The 21,506-nt window shown below is 69.1% G+C and carries 18 protein-coding genes and 2 tRNA genes; 6 read left to right on the forward strand and 14 right to left on the reverse strand.

Features of this window, described 5'->3' with window-relative positions:
- Positions 1 to 20: 20 nt before the first annotated feature.
- Positions 21 to 2,192 (reverse strand): ATP-dependent DNA helicase RecG, encoded by a 2,172-nt coding sequence (locus ABD770_RS00100; protein ID WP_344817455.1) that lies wholly within the window; start codon positions 2,190 to 2,192, stop codon positions 21 to 23.
- Between the two features lie 77 nt (positions 2,193 to 2,269).
- Between ABD770_RS00100 and rsmD the strand changes: the two genes are divergently transcribed.
- Entirely contained in the window at positions 2,270 to 2,884 is a 615-nt protein-coding gene (rsmD, locus tag ABD770_RS00105; protein WP_344817456.1) for a 16S rRNA (guanine(966)-N(2))-methyltransferase RsmD, read from the forward strand.
- Here rsmD and thiL read toward each other — a convergent pair.
- Positions 2,854 to 3,864 (reverse strand): thiamine-phosphate kinase, encoded by a 1,011-nt coding sequence (thiL, locus tag ABD770_RS00110; RefSeq protein WP_344817457.1) that lies wholly within the window; start codon positions 3,862 to 3,864, stop codon positions 2,854 to 2,856. The two genes, rsmD and thiL, sit on opposite strands and share 31 nt — an antisense overlap.
- A 23-nt stretch (positions 3,865 to 3,887) precedes the next feature.
- On the opposite strand from thiL, the gene ABD770_RS00115 reads away from it, so the two are divergent.
- Positions 3,888 to 4,361 (forward strand): DUF3515 family protein, encoded by a 474-nt coding sequence (locus ABD770_RS00115; RefSeq protein WP_344817458.1) that lies wholly within the window; start codon positions 3,888 to 3,890, stop codon positions 4,359 to 4,361.
- Between the two features lie 32 nt (positions 4,362 to 4,393).
- Here the strand turns inward: ABD770_RS00115 and ABD770_RS00120 are convergent, their stop codons facing one another.
- From ABD770_RS00120 to ABD770_RS00150, 7 genes are all read right to left on the reverse strand, one after another.
- Entirely contained in the window at positions 4,394 to 5,482 is a 1,089-nt protein-coding gene (locus ABD770_RS00120) for a D-alanine--D-alanine ligase family protein (RefSeq protein ID WP_344817459.1), read from the reverse strand.
- A complete protein-coding gene (locus tag ABD770_RS00125; RefSeq protein ID WP_344817460.1) occupies positions 5,388 to 6,524 on the reverse strand; it encodes an NAD(P)H-dependent glycerol-3-phosphate dehydrogenase in 1,137 nt (378 codons plus the stop codon). Before ABD770_RS00125 ends, ABD770_RS00120 begins: the two co-directional genes overlap by 95 nt.
- Positions 6,514 to 7,263 carry a lysophospholipid acyltransferase family protein gene (locus tag ABD770_RS00130; protein WP_344817461.1) on the reverse strand — a complete coding sequence of 250 codons (750 nt, stop codon included), beginning with the start codon at positions 7,261 to 7,263 and terminating at the stop codon, positions 6,514 to 6,516. The genes ABD770_RS00125 and ABD770_RS00130 overlap by 11 nt, the downstream gene beginning before the upstream one ends.
- 4 nt (positions 7,264 to 7,267) lie before the next feature.
- Positions 7,268 to 8,632, reverse strand: a complete 1,365-nt coding sequence (murA, locus tag ABD770_RS00135) for a UDP-N-acetylglucosamine 1-carboxyvinyltransferase (protein WP_344817462.1) — start codon at positions 8,630 to 8,632, stop codon at positions 7,268 to 7,270.
- A 111-nt stretch (positions 8,633 to 8,743) separates the two neighbouring features.
- Positions 8,744 to 9,340 carry a 3-isopropylmalate dehydratase small subunit gene (gene leuD, locus ABD770_RS00140; RefSeq protein ID WP_344817463.1) on the reverse strand — a complete coding sequence of 199 codons (597 nt, stop codon included), beginning with the start codon at positions 9,338 to 9,340 and terminating at the stop codon, positions 8,744 to 8,746.
- 3 nt (positions 9,341 to 9,343) lie between these two features.
- Positions 9,344 to 10,774, reverse strand: coding sequence for a 3-isopropylmalate dehydratase large subunit (gene leuC / locus ABD770_RS00145; RefSeq protein ID WP_344817464.1), 1,431 nt, complete (start codon positions 10,772 to 10,774; stop codon positions 9,344 to 9,346).
- A 183-nt stretch (positions 10,775 to 10,957) separates the two neighbouring features.
- Positions 10,958 to 11,941, reverse strand: a complete 984-nt coding sequence (locus ABD770_RS00150; protein WP_344817465.1) for a TerC/Alx family metal homeostasis membrane protein — start codon at positions 11,939 to 11,941, stop codon at positions 10,958 to 10,960.
- A 262-nt stretch (positions 11,942 to 12,203) separates the two neighbouring features.
- Here ABD770_RS00150 and ABD770_RS00155 point away from each other — a divergent pair, with 262 nt between their 5' ends.
- Together ABD770_RS00155 and ABD770_RS00160 are read left to right on the forward strand one after the other, a co-directional pair.
- Positions 12,204 to 12,761 carry an RNA polymerase sigma factor gene (locus tag ABD770_RS00155; protein WP_344817466.1) on the forward strand — a complete coding sequence of 186 codons (558 nt, stop codon included), beginning with the start codon at positions 12,204 to 12,206 and terminating at the stop codon, positions 12,759 to 12,761.
- Positions 12,758 to 13,846: a DUF4349 domain-containing protein gene (locus tag ABD770_RS00160; protein WP_344817468.1), complete on the forward strand. Its 1,089-nt coding sequence runs from the start codon at positions 12,758 to 12,760 to the stop codon at positions 13,844 to 13,846. Before ABD770_RS00155 ends, ABD770_RS00160 begins: the two co-directional genes overlap by 4 nt.
- A gap of 260 nt (positions 13,847 to 14,106) precedes the next feature.
- Here ABD770_RS00160 and ABD770_RS00165 read toward each other — a convergent pair.
- Together ABD770_RS00165 and ABD770_RS00175 are read right to left on the reverse strand one after the other, a co-directional pair.
- Positions 14,107 to 14,179 (reverse strand) — tRNA-Glu (locus tag ABD770_RS00165).
- Positions 14,180 to 14,485: 306 nt separating this feature from the next.
- A tRNA-Glu gene (locus ABD770_RS00175) sits at positions 14,486 to 14,558 on the reverse strand.
- A 144-nt stretch (positions 14,559 to 14,702) separates the two neighbouring features.
- On the opposite strand from ABD770_RS00175, the gene ABD770_RS00180 reads away from it, so the two are divergent.
- Positions 14,703 to 15,341, forward strand: a complete 639-nt coding sequence (locus tag ABD770_RS00180) for an MBL fold metallo-hydrolase (protein WP_344817469.1) — start codon at positions 14,703 to 14,705, stop codon at positions 15,339 to 15,341.
- Between the two features lie 46 nt (positions 15,342 to 15,387).
- Here ABD770_RS00180 and ABD770_RS00185 read toward each other — a convergent pair whose 3' ends face one another.
- Complete coding sequence (locus ABD770_RS00185; RefSeq protein ID WP_344817470.1) at positions 15,388 to 16,293, reverse strand: LysR family transcriptional regulator; 906 nt, start codon at positions 16,291 to 16,293, stop codon at positions 15,388 to 15,390.
- A 79-nt stretch (positions 16,294 to 16,372) separates the two neighbouring features.
- Between ABD770_RS00185 and ABD770_RS00190 the strand changes: the two genes are divergently transcribed.
- Positions 16,373 to 17,608, forward strand: coding sequence for an MFS transporter (locus tag ABD770_RS00190; protein WP_344817471.1), 1,236 nt, complete (start codon positions 16,373 to 16,375; stop codon positions 17,606 to 17,608).
- A 5-nt stretch (positions 17,609 to 17,613) separates the two neighbouring features.
- Here ABD770_RS00190 and pepN read toward each other — a convergent pair whose 3' ends face one another.
- Positions 17,614 to 20,133 carry an aminopeptidase N gene (pepN, locus tag ABD770_RS00195; protein WP_344817472.1) on the reverse strand — a complete coding sequence of 840 codons (2,520 nt, stop codon included), beginning with the start codon at positions 20,131 to 20,133 and terminating at the stop codon, positions 17,614 to 17,616.
- A 73-nt stretch (positions 20,134 to 20,206) separates the two neighbouring features.
- The gene (locus tag ABD770_RS00200; RefSeq protein WP_344817473.1) at positions 20,207 to 21,397 is read right to left on the reverse strand and encodes a trans-sulfuration enzyme family protein; all 1,191 of its coding nucleotides are present in this window, start codon (positions 21,395 to 21,397) and stop codon (positions 20,207 to 20,209) included.
- Positions 21,398 to 21,506: the final 109 nt, after the last annotated feature.

Raw genomic sequence — 21,506 nt, forward strand, 5'->3', positions numbered from 1 at the left:
TCCACCCTACGGCAGGGCCCTCAGTTCTTTCCGAGGGCGGCACGGTCGGCATCCGACACGCGCCTCTCGATCGCCGCTCTCAGTGCCGGGTGCCGTTCGAGGCGGGGATCGTCCGCGAAGATGCCTGCGGCGATCTCCCGCGCACGCGAGATGAGGGCGGCGTCCTTCACGACCCGAAGCAGGCGCAGCGAGGACCGCGCGCCGGACTGGGAGTCGCCCAGCACATCCCCCTCGCCGCGCAGCTCCAGATCGACCTCGGCGAGCTCGAAGCCGTCCGACGTGGCGGCGACCGCCTCCACACGCTCGCGCGCGAGCGTTCCCTCCTCGGCCTCGGTCACCAGCAGGCACAGCCCCGGATGCTCGCCACGGCCCACCCGGCCCCGCAGCTGGTGCAGCTGGGAGACGCCGAACCGGTCGGCCTCCATGATGATCATCGTCGATGCGTTGGGGACGTCCACGCCCACCTCGATGACCGTGGTGGCGATGAGCAGATCGATCTCGCCGCGCGCGAAGGCGCGCATCACGGCATCCTTCTCCTCGGCGGGCATCCGCCCGTGCAGCACCGCGCGGCGGACGGAAGAGAGTTCCGGATGCGTGGCGAGCGCCTCTGCGAGCTGCACGACGCCCCACCGCGGGCCCTTCCCCTCCGGGTCCGCGGGTCCCACGCCGTCGGCCTCCACCGTGTCCTTCGTGGTGTCGATGGCCGGGCACACCGCGAACACCTGCCGCCCGGCGGCGATCTCCTCCGCCGCTCGCGCCCATACCCGCTGGAACCAGGACGGGTGCTCCGCCAGCGGTGCGGTGAAGGTCTGGATGCCCGCACGCCCTGTGGGCAGGGAGCGGATCACCGAGGTGTCCAGGTCTCCGAAGACGGTCATGGCGACGGTGCGAGGGATGGGGGTCGCCGTCAGCACCAGCGCGTGCGGCGCGCTCCCCTTCGCCCGCAGCGCCGCGCGCTGCTCGACGCCGAATCGGTGCTGCTCGTCGACGACGACCAGGGCCAGATCGGCGAAGGTGGTCTTCTCGGACAGCAGCGCATGCGTGCCGATCACGACCAGCGACTGTCCGGACGCCACCCGCAAGGCCGCCTTGCGCCGTTCTGGAGCGGACATCTGCCCGGTCAGCAGTGTCGGGATCAGCTGCGGGGCGAGTTCCGGACCCAGCATCTTCGTGATCGAGCGCAGATGCTGCGCGGCGAGCACCTCCGTGGGGGCGATGAGCGCGGCCTGTCCGCCGCTCTCGGCCACCTGGAGCATGGCACGCAGCGCGACAAGCGTCTTGCCGGAGCCGACCTCGCCCTGCACGAGGCGGTTCATCGGGCGAGAGGCGGTGAGATCGGCCGCGATCTGTGCACCCACGAGCCGCTGGTCCTCGGTGAGTGCGAACGGCAGCATCGCATCGAACCGGGCGAGCAGACCGTCCGGTGCGGCTTCGCGCGGGGTGGCCGTCATCGAGCGCACCTGCTCCCGCTGCTGCAGCAACGCCGCCTGGAGGATGAGCGCCTCGTGCACGCGCAGCGTGCGCACCGCGGGAGCGATCTGCGCACGGTCCTGCGGGCGGTGGATGCGCTCGAGCGCCTCACGCGCGGTGAGCAGCCCCTCCCCCGCGCGCAGCGCCTCCGGCAGCGGCTCGGGCACCGCGCCGAGCCTGTCCAGCACCGCCGCGACGGCCTTCGCGATGCGCCAGCTCGCGATCGTCGAGGTCGCCGGGTAGATCGGGATGGGGATGTTCTGCCGCGCGGTGGCCTTGCGCTGAGCCGCATCCAGATCGTCGAAGAGCTCGTAGTCGGGATGCGCGAACTGGATGGTGTTCTTGAACATGCCGACCTTGCCGGAGAAGATCCCCCGGCGGCCCACCGCCAACTCCCGCGCGCGCCATTCGGCCTGGCTCATGCCCTTGGCGAAGAACGTCAACGACATGCGCCCCACCCCATCGCCGATGACGACCTCGGTCATCGCCCCGCGCCTGTTCCTCATGGGTCGCGCACTGGAGGCCAGCACCTCGGCGACGATCGTGACCGTCTCCCCGATCGGCAACTCCCGGATGGGGGTGAGCTCGGCGGGATCCGCGTACCGACGCGGGTAGTGGCCGAGCAGGTCGCCCGCCGTCTTCATGCCGAAGGACCGGTCCAGCGCCCGCGCATCGGTCGCACCGACCGCGGTGGTCAGCGGCGTGTCCAGCTCGAAGGGCATGCTCCGAGTCTAGGGAAGGCCATGGACGCCGGTGCGCAGGGCGCAGGGGCGCCTCGGCGGTGTCGTATCGTGAACGGGTGACGAGGATCATCGCCGGCGCCGCGCGCGGCATCCGCATCGACGTGCCGGGGGCGGGAACCCGCCCCACCAGCGATCGCGTGCGCGAGTCGGTGTTCGGTGCCCTGGAGTCGATGGGGGCCATCGACGGATCCCGTGTGCTCGACCTGTATGCAGGCAGCGGCGCCCTGGGACTGGAGGCATGGAGCCGCGGTGCGTCATCCGTCGACCTCGTCGAGCGATCGAGGTCCGCCGCGACCGTGGTGGAGCGCAACGGCGCCGCCGTCGCCCGGGCTCTCGGCGCCGCTCGCGGCCCGCGCGTGCACCAGGGCGCGGTGCGGGCGTTCCTCGGTCGCACGACCGGCCCCTACGATCTCGTGTTCACCGACCCGCCGTACGACATGGAGGACGCCGTGATGACGGCCGACCTGGTGGCGCTGGGCCCCTCGCTGTCGGCCGACGCCATCGTCGTCATCGAACGCGCGAAGCGCTCCAGCCCGCCCGATCTCGACGCCGCCGGGCTCGTCCCGCTGCGTGAGAAGTCCTACGGCGACACGTCCGTATGGTGGGCGACTCCGGTCGGCGCCGGGCCCGACACCGAAGCTCAGTCGACGGCGCCGTCCCAGTCCCGGTAGGGATCCCACCCGGCCGCAGGGATCGGCGCGCCGTCCAGGAGCACGCTGTGCTCGTTGCGCGGCGCCACGACGCCGAGGCGGTGGAAACCGCCGGGCAGGTCGACGTCCGCGGGGAAGACCGCGAGCAGACCGTGGTCCTCCCCTCCGGCCAGTGCGCGGCCGCGGTCGCCCTCGAACGCCAGCGCATCCAGTGCTTCAGAGGAGAAATCGATGCAGACGCCGGATGCCTCGGACATCCGGGCCGCGTCCAGAGCGAGCCCGTCCGACACGTCCATCATCGCGGTCGCCCCCGCTTCCGCCGCCACGGACCCCAGCCCGATCGGAGGGTGCGGACGCCGCTGTCGTTCCACGGCCCGTCGCTCGGCCGCGCCCAGGACGCCCACGTCGACCGCCGTCGGCGCACCGCCCTCATGGAATCGTCCGAACAGGATCTGCAGCCCCGCTGCGGCGGCCCCGAGCTCGCCCGCGAGTGCCACGACGTCGCCCACCCGCGCACCGGCCCGCGTCACGGCAGGGCGCCCCTCCAGGTCGCCCAGGGCCGTCACGGCGATCATCAGGCGGTCCGAGACCGTCAGGTCGCCGCCGACCACCGCGCACCCGGGCGCGAGTGCGTCGCACGCCGCGCGGAAACCCTCGGCCATGGCGGTGATCGCGGACAGCCGCGTCTCGCGCGGCACGGCCAGCGCCACGAGGAGCGCGGTGGGCACAGCGCCCATCGCCGCGACATCGGAGAGGTTGACCGCCGCGGCCTTCCAGCCCAGGTCGTAGCCGCTCGACCACGCGGTGCGGAAGTCCGGTCCGTCGACGAGGGTGTCCGTGGTGGCCACGACGGATGCCGAGGGCGCGGTGATCACGGCCGCGTCGTCGCCCGGTCCCAGCATCGCGTGCGATGCCGCCGGGGTGCGCGCGAGGATGGCCCGCAGCACCGTCCCCTCCGAGATGTCGCCGATGCGCGGGTCCTCGTCGGGTTCGGATGCCATGCCGTCAACGGTAGCCTGGAATCATGCTTCGCCGTCTCGCCCTGTCCGCAGGGGCGCTGCTCCTGCTCGCGCTGACCGGGTGCTCGGCGACGGTCGCGCTGCAGCCTGCCGAAGACGCGAACAACCCCGCGTGCGCGGAGGTGACCGTGCGCCTGCCGAATGCCATCGGTGATCTGGATCGGCGCTGGACCGATGCGCAGGCGACCGGCGCGTACGGCGACCCGACCGCGGTGATCATCGCCTGCGGCGTCGCCGTGCCCGGCCCCACCGCCGATCTGCAGTGCGTCAGCCTGGAGGGGATCGACTGGCTCGTCGACGAGTCGCAGGCGCCCAAGATGCGCATGACGACCTACGGCCGCGACCCCGCTGTGCAGGTGTTCGTCGACACCATGGTGATCGGCGCGAACGAGGTGCTCACGAACACGAGGCTCGTCAGCGGCATCCGCACGATCCCCGAGACCAGCGCGTGCGTCGCGCCGGACGAGCTGCCGCAGTAGGCCGCCTCATCCGGTCGGGCCGGCCACGCACGTCACCGGCGCAGGCCGGCCTCGATGAGCTCCGTGATCAGCTCGGTGTAGCTCAGGCCGGAGGCGATCCAGCACTTGGGGAACATCGAGTACGGGGTGAACCCCGGCATCGTGTTCAGCTCGTTCACGACCAGCCCGCCCTCGGGCGTCACGAAGAAGTCGACGCGCGCCAGGCCCGTGCCGTCCACCGCCTCGAAGGCGCGCACGGCGGTCTCCCGCAGCCGTGCGATCAGAGCGTCATCGACGTCGGCGGGGCAGACGATCTCGACGCCGTCGCCGCCGAGGTACTTGCCCTCGAAGTCGTAGAAGCTGCGCGAGGTGAGCACGACCTCACCGGGCAGGGATGCCCGCGCACGCCCCCCATCGTGACCTGCCAGCACGCCGACCTCGATCTCACGGCCCGCCACCCGCGCCTCCACGAGCACCTTGGAGTCCTCGTCGAACGCCACGCGGAACGCCTCGTCCAGCCCCTCGCCGTCGTCCACCCGCGAGACCCCGACACTCGACCCCGCGCTGGCGGGCTTGACGAACACGACCGCGCCCAGTGCGCGCACCCGTGCGCGCACTCCCTCCGGGTCGGCATCCCACTGCGCGCGTCGCACGGTGAAGCCCGGAGCGACGTCGATCCCGGCGGCCGACAGCGCGAGCTTGGTGAAGTGCTTGTCGAGACACACCGCCGAGTCGAGGATCCCCCCGCCGGCGTACGGCACATCCAGTACGTCGAAGAAGCCCTGGATGGCGCCGTCCTCACCGTGCAGACCGTGCAGCAGCGGAAGCACGACGTCGATCTCACCGAGGTCGATCGTCGTGCCGTCCGAGGCGGTCACCCGCAGCATCCGGTCGCCGCTGGGCTCGGGCCAGCGCACTCTGGTGCCGTTGTCGACGACCTCCGGCATGTGCTCGGCGTCGAGAGCGAAGCGCGCGGGATCATCCCGCTCGAGCACGAACGCCCCCTCGCGGGTGATCCCGATGGGGATCACCCGGTAGCGGTCGCGGTCAATGGCCGCCAGCACCCCGCCCGCCGTTGCGGAACTGATCGAATGCTCGCTGGAACGCCCGCCGAAGAGCACCGCCACCGTCTGCTGCGCCATGATTGGTCCTCTCCTCCTGTGGTGTGTCGTCATCGGTGGTCAGGTGCGGTGCGATGCGCCGCGGGTCCATCCGCCCGTCCAGCACCATCTTCACCTGTTCGACGATCGGCATGTGCACGTCGGACTCATGCGCCAGCTGCAGGATGGGCGTCACGGAGGCGAGTCCCTCCGCCGTCTGGTTCATCTGCTTGACGACGTCTTGGAAGCCGTATCCCTGACCGAGCAGACGCCCCGCCGTGTTGTTGCGGCTGAGCGGGGACTGGCAGGTCGCGATGAGGTCGCCCAGCCCCGCCAGGCCCTGCAGGGTCTCCTGCCTGGCGCCGTTGGCGACGGCGAAGTCCGTCATCTCCACGAGCCCGCGCGTGATGATCGACGCCTTGGTGTTCTCCCCGTAACCGACGCCGTCGACGATGCCGATCGCGACGGCGATGAGGTTCTTCAGCACTCCGCCGAACTCCGTGCCGATCACATCGGTGTTCACGAAGGAGCGGAAGTAGTGGTTCCGCGCGGTGCGCGCCACCGCATCCGCCGTCTCCTGGCTGCGGGAGGCGATGACGGCGGCCGTAGGCTGCTCCCGTGCGATCTCCAGGGCGAGGTTCGGTCCGGATGCCACGGCGACTCGCATCGGGTCGCACTCGAGCTCCTGCTCGATGACCTGGCTCATGCGCAGCCCCGTGGAGCGCTCGACACCCTTCATCAGGCTGATGATGGGGGCGTTCGTGCTCGTGAGCAGCGCGCGGAAGGTCTTGAGGTTGTCCCGCAGCGTCTGGCTCGGCACGGAGAGATAGATCTGCTCGGCGCCGTCCAGGGCGCGCTCGATCTCGTGCGTGGCGGCGATCGTGCGCGGAAGGTTCACTCCGGGCAGGTACTTCGAGTTCCGCTTGGCCTCGGAGATCTCCTGGGCGAGCTCGGGGCGTCTGGCCCACATCGTCACCTGCGCCCCGCCGTCGGCGAGCACCTTGCCGAAGGTCGTCCCCCAGCTGCCCGCGCCGATGATGGCCGTACGGGTGCCCGCACCCGCTGTCGTCCGTCTAGGAGTCAAGGCGACCCGTCTCCCTCTGCCCGTGCTCGGATGGATTCCAGCGCTCGGCGGGCGCCTTCTCGTCCCGGAGCTGCTCCAACAGCTCGGTGATCGCCGTCATCAGCCGCGCCGTCGCCTCGTTCAGCACGGCGGGCTCGGCGGCTCTGCCCCGAAGGTCGGACAGGTCGACGGGGTCGCCGATGATGACCCGGACGCGCTTGCGCAGCGGCCACAGGCTCAGACCCTTCTGGTACCGCCCCATGATGTGCTGCGTCCCCCACTGCGCCATCGGGATCAGCGGGATGTCGTCGGCCAGGGCCAGGCGCACCGCGCCCGACTTGCCCCGCATCGGCCACAGCTCCGGGTCGCGCGTGAGCGTCCCCTCGGGATACACGATCACACCGCGGCCATCCTCCACGAGCCTGCGGGACTGCGCCATGGTCTGCTTCGCTGCCGCCGCCGACGAACCTCGTGCCACGGGGACCATGCCGGTGCGGCGCAGCACCCAGCCCAGCACGGGCACGTGGAACAGGCTCTCCTTCGCCATGAACCTGGGCAGTCGGCCGGACCGGAACACCGAGACCGCCACGATCAGCGGGTCGAACTCGGAGTAGTGGTTGGGCGCCAGCACGAACGCGCCCCGCTGTGGAAGCTTGTCGGCATCCGTCGTGGTGATCTTCGCCAGCAACGACACCGGGGGGATGACCAGTACCGCCAGCAGCCAGAACAGGCTCGGTCGACTCCGCTCGGAAGCAGGCATCAGATCACCGGACGACGTCGAAGTCAGCACCCAGCGCCTGCAGCTTGTCGAGGAACTTCTCGTACCCACGGCTAAGGATGTCGACGCCGGACACCACCGACTCGCCCTCCGCGGTCAGCGCCGCGATCACGTGGCTGTAGCCGCCGCGCAGGTCCGGTACGACGATGTCGGCGCCGTGCAGCGGGGTGGGCCCGGTGATGACGGCGGCCTGCTCGAGCTCGCGACGGGGAACCCGGCGAGGACCGTCCTGCAGACCGTGCGGATGCACGACGATGTCGGCGCCCATCTTCACGAGCGCCTCAGTGAAGCCCATCCGGTTCTCGTACACGGTCTCGTGCACGACGGACCGGCCCTCCGCCTGGGTGAGCGCGACGACGAGGGGCTGCTGCCAGTCGGTCATGAACCCGGGATGCACGTCGGTCTCCACGACGACGGGCTTGAGGTCGCCCGCGCGGCGGAACAGGATGCCGTCCTCACGGACGTCGAACCAGCCGCCGACCTTGCGGAACACGTTGAGGAACGTCAGCATCTCCTGCTGCCGGGCCCCTGCGACGAAGATCTCGCCGTCGGTGGCGAGTGCCGCGCACGCCCAGGAGGCGGCCTCGTTGCGGTCGAAGATGCAGCGGTGGTCGTAGCCGCGCAGCGTCTCGACGCCCTCGATGAGGATGACGCGGTTGGGCTCGTAGGAGATGATCGCGCCCATCTTCTGCAGCACGGCGATCAGGTCCATGATCTCGGGCTCGATGGCCGCATTGCGCAGCTCGGTGATGCCATCGGCGCGGACCGCGGTCAGCAGCACCTGCTCGGTGGCGCCCACGCTCGGGTACGGCAGGTGGATGTTCGCGCCCTTGAGCCCGTTGGGAGCGGACAGACGGATGCCGCTGGGCTGCTTCTCGACGACCGCGCCGAACTTGCGCAGCGCGTCGAGGTGGAAGTCGATGGGCCGGTCGCCGATGCGGCAGCCGCCGAGGTCGGGGATGAACGCCTGACCGAGCTTGTGCAGCAGGGGTCCGCAGAACAGGATCGGGATGCGGGAGGCGCCGGCGTGGGCGTCGATCTCCTCGTAGTGCGCGGACTCCACGAGGCTCGGATCGAGCACGAGAGAGCCGGGCTCGTCGCCTTCGGTGACGTTGACTCCGTGCACCTCGAGCAGCGAGCGCACCACGGCCACATCACTGAGGTCGGGCACGTCGCGCAGCACGCTCGTGGTCTCGCCGAGCAGGGCGGCGACCATCGCCTTGGTCGCGAGGTTCTTCGCCCCCTTCACGTCGACGCGTCCGCGCAGCGGCCTGCCGCCACGGATCGCGAGTACGGATGCGATCGGAGCCGGAGCCTCGGGGGCTGCGGCGGCGCGGAGCTGGGTCGTCATTCGGGCCTCTTCCTCATCAGGACAGGCGCGGCTGTGGCCGCGAGCCTCTCATCCAATCACGGCTGATGCCGCGGGGGCTCTTGACCCCCGGCTCACCGCGCCTCCTGTGCCCTACCGGACAGGGAGCGTACGTGGCCGCCACGACTCGCGGCGGGCCTCGAACTGCGCGATCTTGTCTTCGTTGCGCAGGGTGAGCCCGATGTCGTCGAGCCCTTCGAGGAGCCGCCACCTAGTGTAATCGTCGATCCCGATGGAGACCTGGAAGTCCGCGATCGTCGCCGTGCGGGCCTCCAGGTCGATGGTGATGCTCCGGCCCGGTTCCTCGTCGATGAGCGCCCAGATGCGCTCGATGTCCGGTTCGTCGACGGTCGCCGCCAGCAGGCCCTGCTTACCGGAGTTGCCGCGGAAGATATCGGCGAAACGCGGGCTGAGAACGGCTCTGAACCCGTAATCGCGCAGCGCCCAGACCGCGTGCTCACGACTGGATCCCGTGCCGAAGTCGGGACCGGCGACAAGGACGGACGCGTGCTGGAACGGCTCCTGGTTGAGGACGAACGCCGGGTCCTTGCGCCATTCGTGGAACAGCGCGTCGTCGAAGCCCGTCTTGGTGACGCGCTTGAGGAACACGGCGGGGATGATCTGATCGGTGTCGACGTTCGAGCGCTTCAGCGGGGCGGCGACGCCGGTGTGCGTGGTGAACTTCTCCATGTTTCAGACCTCCTCGGCGACCAGGTCGCTCGGACTCGACAGTGTGCCTCGGATGGCGGTGGCCGCGGCCACCAGCGGGGAGACCAGGTGGGTTCTGCCGCCCTTGCCCTGCCGCCCCTCGAAGTTCCGGTTGGAGGTGGACGCACAGCGCTCCCCCGGTGCGAGCTGATCGGGGTTCATCCCCAGGCACATCGAGCATCCGGCGAAGCGCCACTCCGCCCCGAACTCCTCGACGATCCTGTCGATGCCCTCGGCCTCGGCCTCCAGCCGCACCCGCGCAGAGCCGGGGACGACCATGACCCGCACGCCGTCGGCCTTCTTCTTGCCCGCGATGACGGATGCGAAGGCGCGCAGGTCCTCGATGCGGCTGTTGGTGCACGAGCCCATGAACACCGCATCCACCTTCACGTCCTTGAGGGGCGTTCCGGGGGTCAGATCCATGTACTCCAGCGCGCGCTCGGCTGCCGCGCGGTCGTTGGCGTCCTCGAAGTCGGCGGGGTCGGGGACGGATGCGGACAGCGAGCTGCCCTGTCCGGGGTTGGTGCCCCAGGTGACGAACGGCTCCAGCTCGCTCGCGTCGATGTCGACCTCGGCGTCGAAGACCGCATCGGGGTCGGTCGGGAGGGTGCGCCAGTACGCCACCGCATCCTCCCAATCCTGGCCCTGCGGCGCATGCGGCTTGTCCTTGACGTACGCGAATGTCGTCTCATCGGGGGCGACCATCCCCGCGCGGGCGCCGGCCTCGATCGACATGTTGCAGATCGTCATACGGCCCTCCATCGAGAGGGCGCGGATGGCGCTGCCGCGGTACTCGAGCACGTAACCCTGGCCTCCGCCGGTGCCGATCTTCGCGATCACGGCGAGGATGATGTCCTTCGCCGTGACGCCGGGGCGCAGCTCGCCCTCGACGTTGATCGCCATCGTCTTGAACGGCTTCAGCGGGAGGGTCTGCGTCGCCAGCACGTGCTCCACCTCGCTCGTGCCGATGCCGAAGGCCATGGCGCCGAAGGCGCCGTGCGTGGACGTGTGCGAGTCTCCGCAGACGACCGTGATCCCGGGCATGGTCAGCCCCAGCTGAGGACCGACGACGTGCACGATGCCCTGCTCGGCATCGCCCAGGGAGTGCAGGCGCACCCCGAACTCCTCCGCGTTCCGACGCAGAGTCTCGATCTGCGTGCGGCTGGTGAGGTCGGCGATCGGCTTGTCGATGTTCAGGGTGGGGGTGTTGTGGTCCTCCGTGCCGATCGTCAGGTCGACGCGGCGCAGCGGACGCCCCTCGGCCCGCAGGCCGTCGAACGCCTGCGGGCTGGTGACCTCGTGGATCAGGTGCAGATCGATGTAGATCAGATCCGGCTCGCCGTTCTCGCCCTTGACGACGAGGTGGTCTTCCCACACCTTCTCGGCGAGGGTGCGGGGTCGGGTGCTGCTGGTCATGCGGTGTGCGCTCCTTATGGCTCGATGAGTCGGCCCACGATGGACTCCGCGACGAGGAAGGCCTAGATCGAGGACCCGTCGCGGCGAATAAGGAGAACGAGCTCATGCCGCATGTCGGTCAGTCTACAACGCGTCGCGCGGCCGGTCGCACCGCGAGACGGCGTGGTCGGTCGCATCACGGGATCACCGCGCCGTGCGCTTGTCTCTCGAAGCGGCGATGATGCTCGCGACGCTCGCCACGATCATCGATCCGAAGATCACCGCCAGCGACAGCCCGTTGCTGATCTCCGGGGCCCACCCGATCGGCTCCCCGCCGTTGATGAACGACAGCTCGTTGACGTGCATGGCGTGCAGCACGAGCTTGACCCCGATGAAGGCCAGGATGAAGGCCACACCGTAGTGCAGGTACTTCAGGCGCTCGAGCAGGTCTCCCAGCAGGAAGTACAGCTGACGCAGACCCATGAGCGCGAACAGGTTCGCGGTGAAGACGATGTACGGGTTCGTCGTGATGCCGAAGATGGCGGGGATCGAGTCGACGGCGAACATCAGATCGGTCACACCGAGCGAGACGAAGACGATCAGCATGGGCGTCCACATCTTCCTGCCGTCCACGACCGTGCGCACTCTCGGCCCGTCGTACGCGTCGCTGATGGGCACCACACGACGGATCTGGCGCACGATGAAGTTCTCGGTCCGCGCGTCCTCGTCATCCTTCTCGGGCAGGGTCTGCCGCACTGCGGTGAACAGCAGGAACGCTCCGAACACGTAGAACAGCGGACTGAGGTGCTCGATCGCTGCACCGACGATGATGATGAACACCGCTCGCAGCACCAGCGCGATGATGATGCCCACCATCAGCGCTTCCTGCTGGTAACGGCGTGGCACCTGGAACTGCGTCATGATCAGGATGAACACGAACAGGTTGTCGATCGACAGGCTGTACTCGGTCGCCCAGCCTGCGATGAAGTCGACGGAGGTGCCGGATCCTGCCACGAAGAACAGGACCCCCGCGAACAGCAGTGCCAGCGACACGTAGAAGACCACCCACAGGGCAGACTCCTTCGTGCTGGGCACGTGTGGTCGCTTGAGGATCAGCAGCAGATCGCCGAGAAGGATCCCGGTCAGGACGACCAGGGAGACGATCTCGAACCAGACGGGAACAGCCACGTGAGGGGTCCTTTCGGAGACTGACGGAAGAACCGAAAGTCTCTCCCCGCGCCGAAGCGCGCCGCGGGACCGGAGCGACGATGACGACGCTCGTGATGACGATCCGCGCGATGACGGGATACTCCCTCTCGCACCGACGATGATAGCCGATGCCACCGGATCGGTCGCATCCGCCTAGAATCCGGGTCCCCGGCACGCCGATCTGAGACGATGAGGGCGCACGTGACACTTCCTGATCAGACAGACACGAACGGGACGGGTTATGCCGACCAGCACACGGGATCGCGAGTGGGCCGCACGGGCGGCGTCCGGAGATGAGGCGGCCTTCCGCCAGATCTATCGCGCCCATGTCAGGCCGGTGTACTGGATCGCCCACGGCATCCTCGGTTCGGCGCAGGATGCGGAGGACATCACCCAGGAGACCTTCGTCGTGGCGTGGCGGAAGCTGCCGGGGCTGGAGCTGACCGGAGAGTCGCTGCTGCCCTGGCTGGCGACGATCTGCCGCTTCCAGGCGGCGAATCGGCTTCGGGTGCTGCGTCGCGATCGCGCGAACACGGCGGATGCCGTGGATGAGCGACTGCCCGACACGGTGAGCGTGGAGGATCAGGTGATCTCCGCGGAGCTGGCCGACCGCATCGCGCGGGAGGTCGGCCAGCTGGGTGAGGTCGACCGTCGCATCCTCATCCTGTGCGCCGTGCAGGGGTACGGCTACCAGGTCGCGGCCGACGAGGTCGGGCTCAGCCATGGGGCCGTCCGCAACCGTCTGTCGCGAGTACGCACGCGCCTGCGCGGCGCGAGCGAGGAGATGAGGGAGGCATGAGCGAGAACAGCACTCCGGAACTCCCGCCGTTGAGCGAGGAGGCCATCGGGCGGATGGAGCGCGCGATCTTCGACGAGATCACGGACGAGGCGCCGAGACGCCCCACCGCCGCGCTCGGGCGCATGCGACCCCGCCGACGCTGGCTGACGGGGCTGGGCATCGCTGCGGCGTTCGTCGTCGGCGCCCTGGTCGCGCCTCCCCTGCTGTCCATGTTCTCGGCGCCGTCATCCCTGTCGGATGCCGCGCCGGTCGGGGCCTCTGCCGAAAGCATCGAGATGCACAGCACCGGTCTCGCCCCCGCCGGGGCCGCCCCGGAGACGGCTGATGGGGCCGGCGGCACGGCGGCATCCGCGCTCACGGCCGGCGACGTGGCGGGCCGCGACATCATCACCACCGCGCAGATCGATCTGCGCGTGGCTGACGTGCGCCGCGCCGCTGACGCCCTCACTGCGCTGGCACGCGAGAACGACGGCTACGTCGAGGCCGCGGACATCGGCAGCAGTGGCGATGCGCCCGTCGATTCCACGCGGGCGGACTCCCAGCGGGCGCCCTCGTCACCGAACCGCGGCACGATCACGCTGCGTGTTCCCGCGGCGGACCTGACGTCCGTCGTCGACTCGGTCGGAGCCGAGGGTGATGTGCTGCAGTCGTCGATCTCCCGGCAGGACGTGACGTCGACAGCCATCGACCTGCGTGCACGCGTGGATGCGTCCGAGGCATCCGTGCAGCGTCTGACGGAACTGATGTCGAAGTCCGGGTCCGTGGGGGACCTCATCTCCGCCGAGAGCGCGCTCAGCGAGCGCCAGGCGCAGTTGGAGAGCTACCGCCAGCAGCTGAAGAGCCTCGATGAGCAGGTGTCGATGTCGACCGTCCACGTGCAGCTGACCAGACGGACCTCCGCGGCGCAGGCCGACGCGACCGGTTTCGTGGACGGCCTGCTGAACGGCTGGAACGGGCTGGTGGTGACCCTGAACGCCGTCGTGGTCGCCCTCGGGTTCCTGCTGCCATGGCTGGCCATCGCCGCGGTGGTCATCGTGATCGTCCGGCTCATCCGCCGGCGCGCCCGCAGGACGCCGGAATCCTGAGAGGCGTCGCTCCTCCTTCCGTCCGTCCGCCGTATCGCGGCCGCGTGAAACTCCTCGAGCATGTTCGGCGGGGCCATGATGCTGATCATGCTGCTCCCCCTGCGCACGCCCGGGATGCGCAGGCTGTCGCTGCGCTCCGCCGAGGATCTGTCCACAGCCGGGGCCATCGCATGATCTGACTGACAGGTCCAGAGGTGCCGGCGTCTCCGCATCCGAGATACGACACAGCCCCCGCCGAAGCAGGGGCTGTGTCGCGTCGGTGACCCCAGCGGGATTCGAACCCGCGTTACCGCCGTGAGAGGGCGGCGTACTAGGCCGCTATACGATGGGGCCGTCGCTGCAACCGTTCAAGTATGCCATGCTGCCCCGAGGCGAACAAATCGGTGTAAGAGCTCCTCATACTGGTTCAGGTCGAAAGCGAGCGGGAACGACTCGATGAACGGCCCTCGCTCAGCGACGATCTCCGCCCGCCCGCCGGAGACGGCGTCCAGGGCCGTGAACCGTGCGAACACCCGCACTCGACGTCCGCCGGGTCGGCGACAACCTGCGGCTCGTCATTCGTATTCCCATGCATACATCTGCACGGCGCCGAGGCAAGACGAAGGCCCTCCGATTCCTCGGAGGGCCTTCGTGTCACTGTGACCCCAGCGGGATTCGAACCCGCGTTACCGCCGTGAGAGGGCGGCGTACTAGGCCGCTATACGATGGGGCCGTCCGTCCTGCGAAGGACTATCGGCAACCCCGCAAGTCTTTCATGAGCATTCCCCGGAGCCAAATCACGACGGCCTCGGCGATGACGCGGGCGTGTCGCCGTCGCGGTTGCCGCTCGGCGCGGTCCTGCGGTTGACTCGGATGCATGCGCATCACCAAGCTCGAGCACGCCGCCCTCCGCATCGATGACCACGATGCGGCTCTGCTGGTCGACCCGGGGTCGTTCACCTCGCCGATCGACGGGCTCGACACCGTCGCGGCGATCGTCGTCACGCACGAGCATCAGGACCACTGGACACCACAGCATCTGGACCGACTGCGGGATGCGGCCCCGTCGGTGCCCGTGTACGCGCCGGCGGCCGTGGCGGCCCTGGCACCCGGCTACGACCTGACGACGGTCGCTCCCGGCGACACGATGACCGCCGGCGGGTTCACGCTGCGCTTCTTCGGCGGTCTGCACGCCGTCATCCACTCCTCCATCCCTGTCATTGAGAACGTGGGCGTGCTCGTTGACGACGAGCTGTACTACCCGGGCGACTCCTACGCCGTGCCGGAGGGCGTCGATGTCGGGACCCTCGCAGCGCCGCTCGGCGCACCCTGGCTCAAGATCAGCGAGGCCATGGACTTCGTCCTCGCCGTGCGGCCCCGACGCGCGTTCGGCACGCATGACGGGACGCTGTCCGAGATCGGCAAGAGCCTGCACCGCGATCGTCTGAAGTGGGCCACGGAGCAGGGCGGCGGGGAGTTCTTCATCCTCGAGTCCGGCGACCGGCTCGAGGTCTGACGGGAGCGCCACGTCTCTTCGACGGATGCCCGTCGTCTCATCGCCATCATGCCGCGGTATGCGGCGCGGCTGAGCGTCGCGTCGCGGAGCTGACGATCGCCTCGAGGAGCACCCGCGCCGCGGGACTCGGATGCGGCCTTGTCACGGCGTTGAAGTCCCAGTCGATCGGATGCGACAGCGGTCGCACCGACACGGCGGCGCTCCTGTCTGTGATGAAGATCTCAGGAATCACCGCGACGCCCAGGCCGGCCTCGACGAAAGCCGGAATCGCTCCGAGTTCGCCGATCTCCGTCGCGATGACTCTCGTCACACCGAGGCCGCGCAGGGCAGCATCGAGAACCACACGCGGACCGAAGCCGTCCGGCGCCTCGACGAAGCTCTCCCGCGAGAGATCCTGCACCGCGACACTCTGCGCGTCGGACAGTGGATGCCCCAGGGGCAGGACCGCCACGAACGGGCTTCTCACGATCAATCGGGTTTCCAGCCCCGGCGCCGACGACGGCGGAAGCCCGAAGAATGCCAGGTCGAGGCGCCCGCGACGCACGTCCTCAGCCAGTTCCGAGGATCCTCCACGGGAAGGGCGCAGACGAAGGTCGACGAGCGGATGTCTCTGATGGAATGCCCCGATGACCGACGGCAGATCCAAGTATCCGAGGTGGGCGAAGACCCCCACGCGCAGTTCACCGCGAAGACCGCCGGCAGGATCGACCGCGGTCCGGATCCGCTCTCCCGCGGCGAGGAACTCACGCAGCAATGGAAGAACCGCCTCACCGGTGCTCGTGATCCGCACACCCCGCTTGTCTCTGTCGAACAGTGCGACGCCGAGTTCGGATTCGAGTGCACGAACGCCGACGGACACCGTGGACTGCACGGCGAAGACGCGTTGCGCAGCTCGCGTGAAGTTCAGTTCCTCCGCCACGGCGACCGCGTACTCGATCTGTCTCGTATCCATGTGCTCATCGTATTTCTCGATCACTGCCATGCATACCACTCGTTGGACACGATCACAGGGTTGCCGCGAACCTGAACAGATGACCGAAACCGACACCCTTCCCTCCCCGACGCACGAGCATCGACGGCATCACCGCCGCGATATCCGGTTCACAGCGCGATCCGGGTTCTGGATCATCTCGTCCGCCTTCCTCATCGAGATGGCATTCTGTGCCGTGCCAACGCCCCTGTACGCGATCTATCAGCGCAGAGACGGCTACCCGACACTCGTCGTCACCGTGATCTTCGCCGCTTACGCCTTCGGTGTGATGCTCTCTCTGCACCTCGCCGGACACCTGTCCGACCGCTTCGGGCGTCGACGCATGGTGTTCCTCTCGCTGATCGTCAATCTCGCATCGGTGATCGTGTTCCTGTTCTGGAATGATGTGGCAGGGCTCATCGTCGCCCGAGCCGCGAGCGGAATCGCCATCGGCCTGCTCACCGCCACCGCCACCGCCTATCTCGCTGAGCTCGGTACGAGAACCGGGCGTAGGCCGCTTGTGTCCACCGTCATCGCAACGTTCACCAATCTGGGCGGCATCGCATTGGGCCCTCTTGCCGCCGGCATCATCGCCACGGTCTCGGCACACCCGCTCGTGTGGTCGTACATCCCCTTCGGTGCGCTGTTCCTCATCGGCTTGATCCTCGTCCCTCGCGTGCCCGAGACAGCGAAGATCTCCACACCCCACGTCCCGTACCGACCGCAGCGGATCCGCGTACCTTCCACTTCTCGGGGCGTCTACTTCGCCGCGGCGGCCGCGGCGTTCGGCGGGTTCGCCGTGTTCGGCACCTTCTCCGGCCTGAGTTCGACGTTCCTCGTCGGGATCCTGCACCTGCATTCCGCTCTGATGGCGGGCGTCGCACCGTTCATCGTGTTCATCTCCGCTTCGCTCGCCCAGACGCTGACAGTGCACATGGGGCAACGTCAGCAGCTCGCCCTCGCGATCATCGCCGCCGTGGCGGGCTTGGGCGCACTGGCGCTGAGCGCTGCCGGAGGATCACTGGTGCTCTTCCTGCTGGGCGGCGGTCTTGCCGGAGCGGGAGTCGGAGTGCTGTTCCGTGCGGCCCTCTCCGCTGTCGGACGGATCGCCGATGATGCACACCGTGGCGAGGCCCTGGCAGGCATCTTCCTCATCGCCTACGTCGGCATGACGATACCGCCGCTGCTCACCGCGATCGCACTGCTGTTCTGGAGTCCGATGGCAGTGCTGACCGTCCTCAGCGCGGCGATCGCCGTTCTCGTGGCCATCGCAGGGTCGCGGATGCTGAGGAGTTGAGCGCCTCAGCCGTGCGTGAGAGCACCCTGCGCCGCTCGCACCCGCAGATCGCGCGCCAGCTCGTCACGGCACTCGATCACGAGGCGCCGCAGAGCGCCGGGGGCGTCGACGTTCTCATCCAGCCAGGCATCCGCCAGTGCGGTGGAATGCGAGGCCGGGAACAGGCCGAGCACGAGACGCCGCGCGATCTCGATGCTGCGAGTCTCCCAGGCTTCCCGGATGCGCGTGAAGTACTCCTCGTCGTAGGCGGCGATGAGATCACGGCGACCGCCTGCCCGGAACCCGTCGATGGTGGCGTCGAGGTGGTCGTTGCTGAGCACGAGATCGTTCCAGGCGGCTGCCCAGGCCGCCGCACGCACGTCGGGGTCCGGTCGTGACGCCAGGGCTCGGATCTCCGCTGTGCGACCCGCCGCGGTGTCGTCCCGGTCGCACTCAGCCACGATGTCCTCCGCCGACGCGTCCCCCGTCGTCGCCCGCGCCGTCAGCAGCAGCCAGCGCAGGTCGGCGTCGACGACGAGTCCACGCGGCGCATCGCCGTCCAGGATCGCCCGCACGTCGTCCGTGTGACCGCCGAAGGCCGCTGCCGAGGCGAAGGCGCGCGCCCAGGTCAGCTGCGCGTCGCTGCCGGCGTCCGCCGACTGCAGGGAGGCCCAGGTCGTGTCCGTCCAGGCCCGTGCCTGGCCTTCCCGCGCCTCGTCGGCGACGTAATGGCGCACGGCGAAGGCCGCGTTGCCGAGGACGGCCCCCAGCAGTCCCACGTTCGTCTCGGCCATGGCATGGCGGCGCACGATATCGAGATAGCGCTGCGCGGGCAGCTCCCCGTCCCGGGTGGCATTCCACAGCGCCGACCACACCAGGCCCCGCGCGAGGTCGTCCTCCAGGGTCGACAGCGACTGCTCCACCGTCTGCAGGGACCGCTCGTCCAGGCGGGCCTTCGCATAGGTCAGATCGTCGTCGTTGAGGAGGACGAGGTCGACGTCCGGGATCTCGATCTCCGTGCGCGCCTGCGTGACGTCGAGCTCGATGCGCTCGCGCAGCGCCAGGCGCCCGCCGCGCAGGTCGTACAGGCCCACGCGCAGCCGGTGCGGGCGGGGCCCCGCCGCACCGGCGTCCTGGAGGAGGACGCGGTGCCCCTCGGCATCCGTCTCCAGCCGCAGTGCGGAGACCCCGCTGGTCTGCAGCCAGGCGCGGGACCACGCGTGCAGGTCGCGACCCGAGACCTCTTCCAGCTTGTCCAGCAGATCATCGAGCGTGGTGTTGCCGAACGCATGCGCGGCGAAGTATCGGCGGGCGCCTTCGAAGAACGCCTCCTCGCCGACGAACGCGACGAGCTGCTTGAGCACGGCGGCGCCCTTCGCGTAGGTGATCCCGTCGAAATTCAGCTTGGCCGCCTCGAGGTCGGGGATGTCGGCGACGATCGGATGCGTGGTGGGCAGCTGGTCCTGCTTGTACGCCCACGCCTTGCGGGTGTTCGCGAACCGCGCCCAGGCGTCCGTGAACCGTGTCACCGCGGCGGAGACGTGAGACCCCATGTAGTCGGCGAAGGACTCCTTGAGCCACAGGTCGTCCCACCACCGCATCGTGACGAGATCGCCGAACCACATGTGCGCCATCTCGTGCAGGATCGTGTTGGCCCGCGCGCCCCGCTGCGCATCCGTCGCCGCGCCGCGGCTGATGTACGCCTCCGTGAAGGTCACCAGACCGGGATTCTCCATCGCGCCGAGGTTGTACTCGGGCACGAAGATCTGATCGTACTTGCCCCACGGGTAGGGGTACGCGAAGGCGTCGCTGTAGAAGTCCAGCCCCTGCCGGGTGACCTCGAGGATCTCGTCCGCCTCCAGGTGCTCCGCCAGCGACGCACGGCACAGCACCCCCAGGGCGATGTGCTGATCGGCCCGGGACCACTCCCCGTCGATGCGGGCGTACGGACCCGCGACGACGGCCGTGATGTAGCTGGAGATGGGCAGCGTCGGTGCGAACTCGACCGTCTGCACGCCGATGCCCTCGCGCACGCGCCCGGCGGCCTGGTTCGAGAGCAGGTGCCAACCCGCGGGCGCGGTGACCTCGAACGTGTACGACGCCTTCATGTCCGGCTGCTCGAAGCACGCCATCACGCGGCGCGAGTCGGCGGGCTCGTACTGCGTGTACAGATAGGTCTCGCCGTCGACCGGGTCGTGGAAGCGGTGCATGCCCTCGCCGGAGCGGCTGTAGGCGGCCACCGCCTCGATGCGGACCTCGTTCTGGGCGCTGAGCGCGTCGATCGCGATGCGCGCACCGTCCCACCGCACGTCCCGCTCCTGGCCGTTCACGATGACACGGGAGACCTCCTCGCCGATGAAGTCGATCCAGGTCGTCTCCGTGGTCGCCCCGAACTCCAGTGTCGTGATGCTCGGGAACCCGGTGCGCGTCTGCTCGGGCGCGCCGCTGAGATCGAGTTCGACGCGGATGCTGCGCGGCGATATGCACGACGCCCGCTCAGCGGTCTCTTCGCGGGTGAGATTGGCTGCGGCGTTGACGGAACTCATTGCTCCATCGTTTCACGACGTGCACGGGCGCATGTTGTGCGTTCGGGGAACCCCCGGCATCCGCGTCAGCGCATCAGACGGAGGCCGCTTCGGGCGTCGCCGCCAGCGCCTGCGTCAGGTCGGCGGCGAGATCGTCGATGTTCTCCAGACCGATCGACAGCCGGATGATGTCGGCTCCCGGCCGCACGTCGGGAGGCAGGGGCCGATGCGTGAGGGCGGCGGGATGCTGGATGAGGGAGTCCACTCCGCCGAGCGAGACCGCGTGGGTGAACAGCCGCACCGCGCCGGTGAGCGCCTCCGCGGCCGCATAACCGCCGGTCAGACGGATGGAGACCATCGCTCCCCCGCCCCGCATCTGCCGTCCGACGATGCCGCGCGGGTCATCCAGCCCCGGGTAGAACACGGTCGCAACAGCGGGATCGTCCTGCAGCAGCGTGGCCAGCTTCCGCGCGTTCTCCTGCTGCACCTGCATGCGCACCGGCAGAGTCGGCAGGCCCCGGTGCAGCAGATACGCGGCCAGGGGGTGCAGCAGCGAGCCCGTGATCGCGCGGACTCGCCGCAGCTGCTGCGCGGTCTGCGCGGAGCAGGCGATGGCGCCGGCGATCACGTCGCCGTGCCCGCCGATGTACTTGGTCGCACTGTGCAGCGACATCGTCGCGCCCAGGTCGAGCGGATTCTGCAGCAGCGGGGTGGCGAAGGTGTTGTCGACGAGGACGGGAACACCCTCGGCGTGCTCGACGACGGCGGCGATGTCGACGAGGTCGAGGGTGGGGTTGGCGGGCGTCTCCAGGACGATCAGTCCGGTGTCGGGACGGATGGCCCCCGGTACCTCCCCCTCTTCGCAGAACGTGACCTCGGCCCCCAGGAGTCCCGAGTCGAGCAGGTGGTCGGTGCCGCCGTACAGCGGGCGGACGGCGACCACGTGATGCTTGCCCACCGCGGTCGTGTGCGACAGGATCGCCGCGGTGGTCGCGGCCATTCCGGAGCTGAACGCGACGGACTCCTCGGCGTGCTCGAGCTCGGCCAGCGCCTCCTCGAACCGCGCCACCGTCGGGTTCCACAGCCGTCCGTACACGTTGCCGCCTTCGGGCAGCGGGTGGCCGCCCGTCGAGATCGACTCGTAGGAGTCGCCGCCGTGCACGATGTCGGGCAGCGGGTTGGTCGAGGACAGATCGATGGGAGACGCATGCACCCCCAGTGCGGCGAAGTCGGAGCGTCCGGCGTGGACGGCCACGGTGTCGGGGTGCAGCGGCTGATCAGACATGAGACCAGGATGCTCCGAGCAGCCATGATCGTCCAATCACGTTGTCATGGAAGCACGTTCTCGTCGACTACGTTGTTGACAGGACAATCGTGACGTCGTCGAAGGAGCC

Source organism: Microbacterium soli (assembly GCF_039539005.1).
Taxonomy (GTDB): domain Bacteria; phylum Actinomycetota; class Actinomycetes; order Actinomycetales; family Microbacteriaceae; genus Microbacterium; species Microbacterium soli.

Bases quoted from the DNA above. Each gene is read 5' to 3' on its own strand.
- ABD770_RS00100 (WP_344817455.1), bottom strand. From the start codon at position 2,192: ATGCCCTTCGAGCTGGACACGCCGCTGACCACCGCGGTCGGTGCGACC.
- thiL (WP_344817457.1), bottom strand. From the start codon at position 3,864: ATGGCATCCGAACCCGACGAGGACCCGCGCATCGGCGACATCTCGGAG.
- ABD770_RS00115 (WP_344817458.1), top strand. From the start codon at position 3,888: ATGCTTCGCCGTCTCGCCCTGTCCGCAGGGGCGCTGCTCCTGCTCGCG.
- ABD770_RS00120 (WP_344817459.1), bottom strand. From the start codon at position 5,482: ATGGCGCAGCAGACGGTGGCGGTGCTCTTCGGCGGGCGTTCCAGCGAG.
- ABD770_RS00130 (WP_344817461.1), bottom strand. From the start codon at position 7,263: ATGCCTGCTTCCGAGCGGAGTCGACCGAGCCTGTTCTGGCTGCTGGCG.
- murA (WP_344817462.1), bottom strand. From the start codon at position 8,632: ATGACGACCCAGCTCCGCGCCGCCGCAGCCCCCGAGGCTCCGGCTCCG.
- leuD (WP_344817463.1), bottom strand. From the start codon at position 9,340: ATGGAGAAGTTCACCACGCACACCGGCGTCGCCGCCCCGCTGAAGCGC.
- leuC (WP_344817464.1), bottom strand. From the start codon at position 10,774: ATGACCAGCAGCACCCGACCCCGCACCCTCGCCGAGAAGGTGTGGGAA.
- ABD770_RS00155 (WP_344817466.1), top strand. From the start codon at position 12,204: ATGCCGACCAGCACACGGGATCGCGAGTGGGCCGCACGGGCGGCGTCC.
- ABD770_RS00160 (WP_344817468.1), top strand. From the start codon at position 12,758: ATGAGCGAGAACAGCACTCCGGAACTCCCGCCGTTGAGCGAGGAGGCC.
- ABD770_RS00180 (WP_344817469.1), top strand. From the start codon at position 14,703: ATGCGCATCACCAAGCTCGAGCACGCCGCCCTCCGCATCGATGACCAC.
- ABD770_RS00185 (WP_344817470.1), bottom strand. From the start codon at position 16,293: ATGGATACGAGACAGATCGAGTACGCGGTCGCCGTGGCGGAGGAACTG.
- ABD770_RS00190 (WP_344817471.1), top strand. From the start codon at position 16,373: ATGACCGAAACCGACACCCTTCCCTCCCCGACGCACGAGCATCGACGG.
- pepN (WP_344817472.1), bottom strand. From the start codon at position 20,133: ATGAGTTCCGTCAACGCCGCAGCCAATCTCACCCGCGAAGAGACCGCT.
- ABD770_RS00200 (WP_344817473.1), bottom strand. From the start codon at position 21,397: ATGTCTGATCAGCCGCTGCACCCCGACACCGTGGCCGTCCACGCCGGA.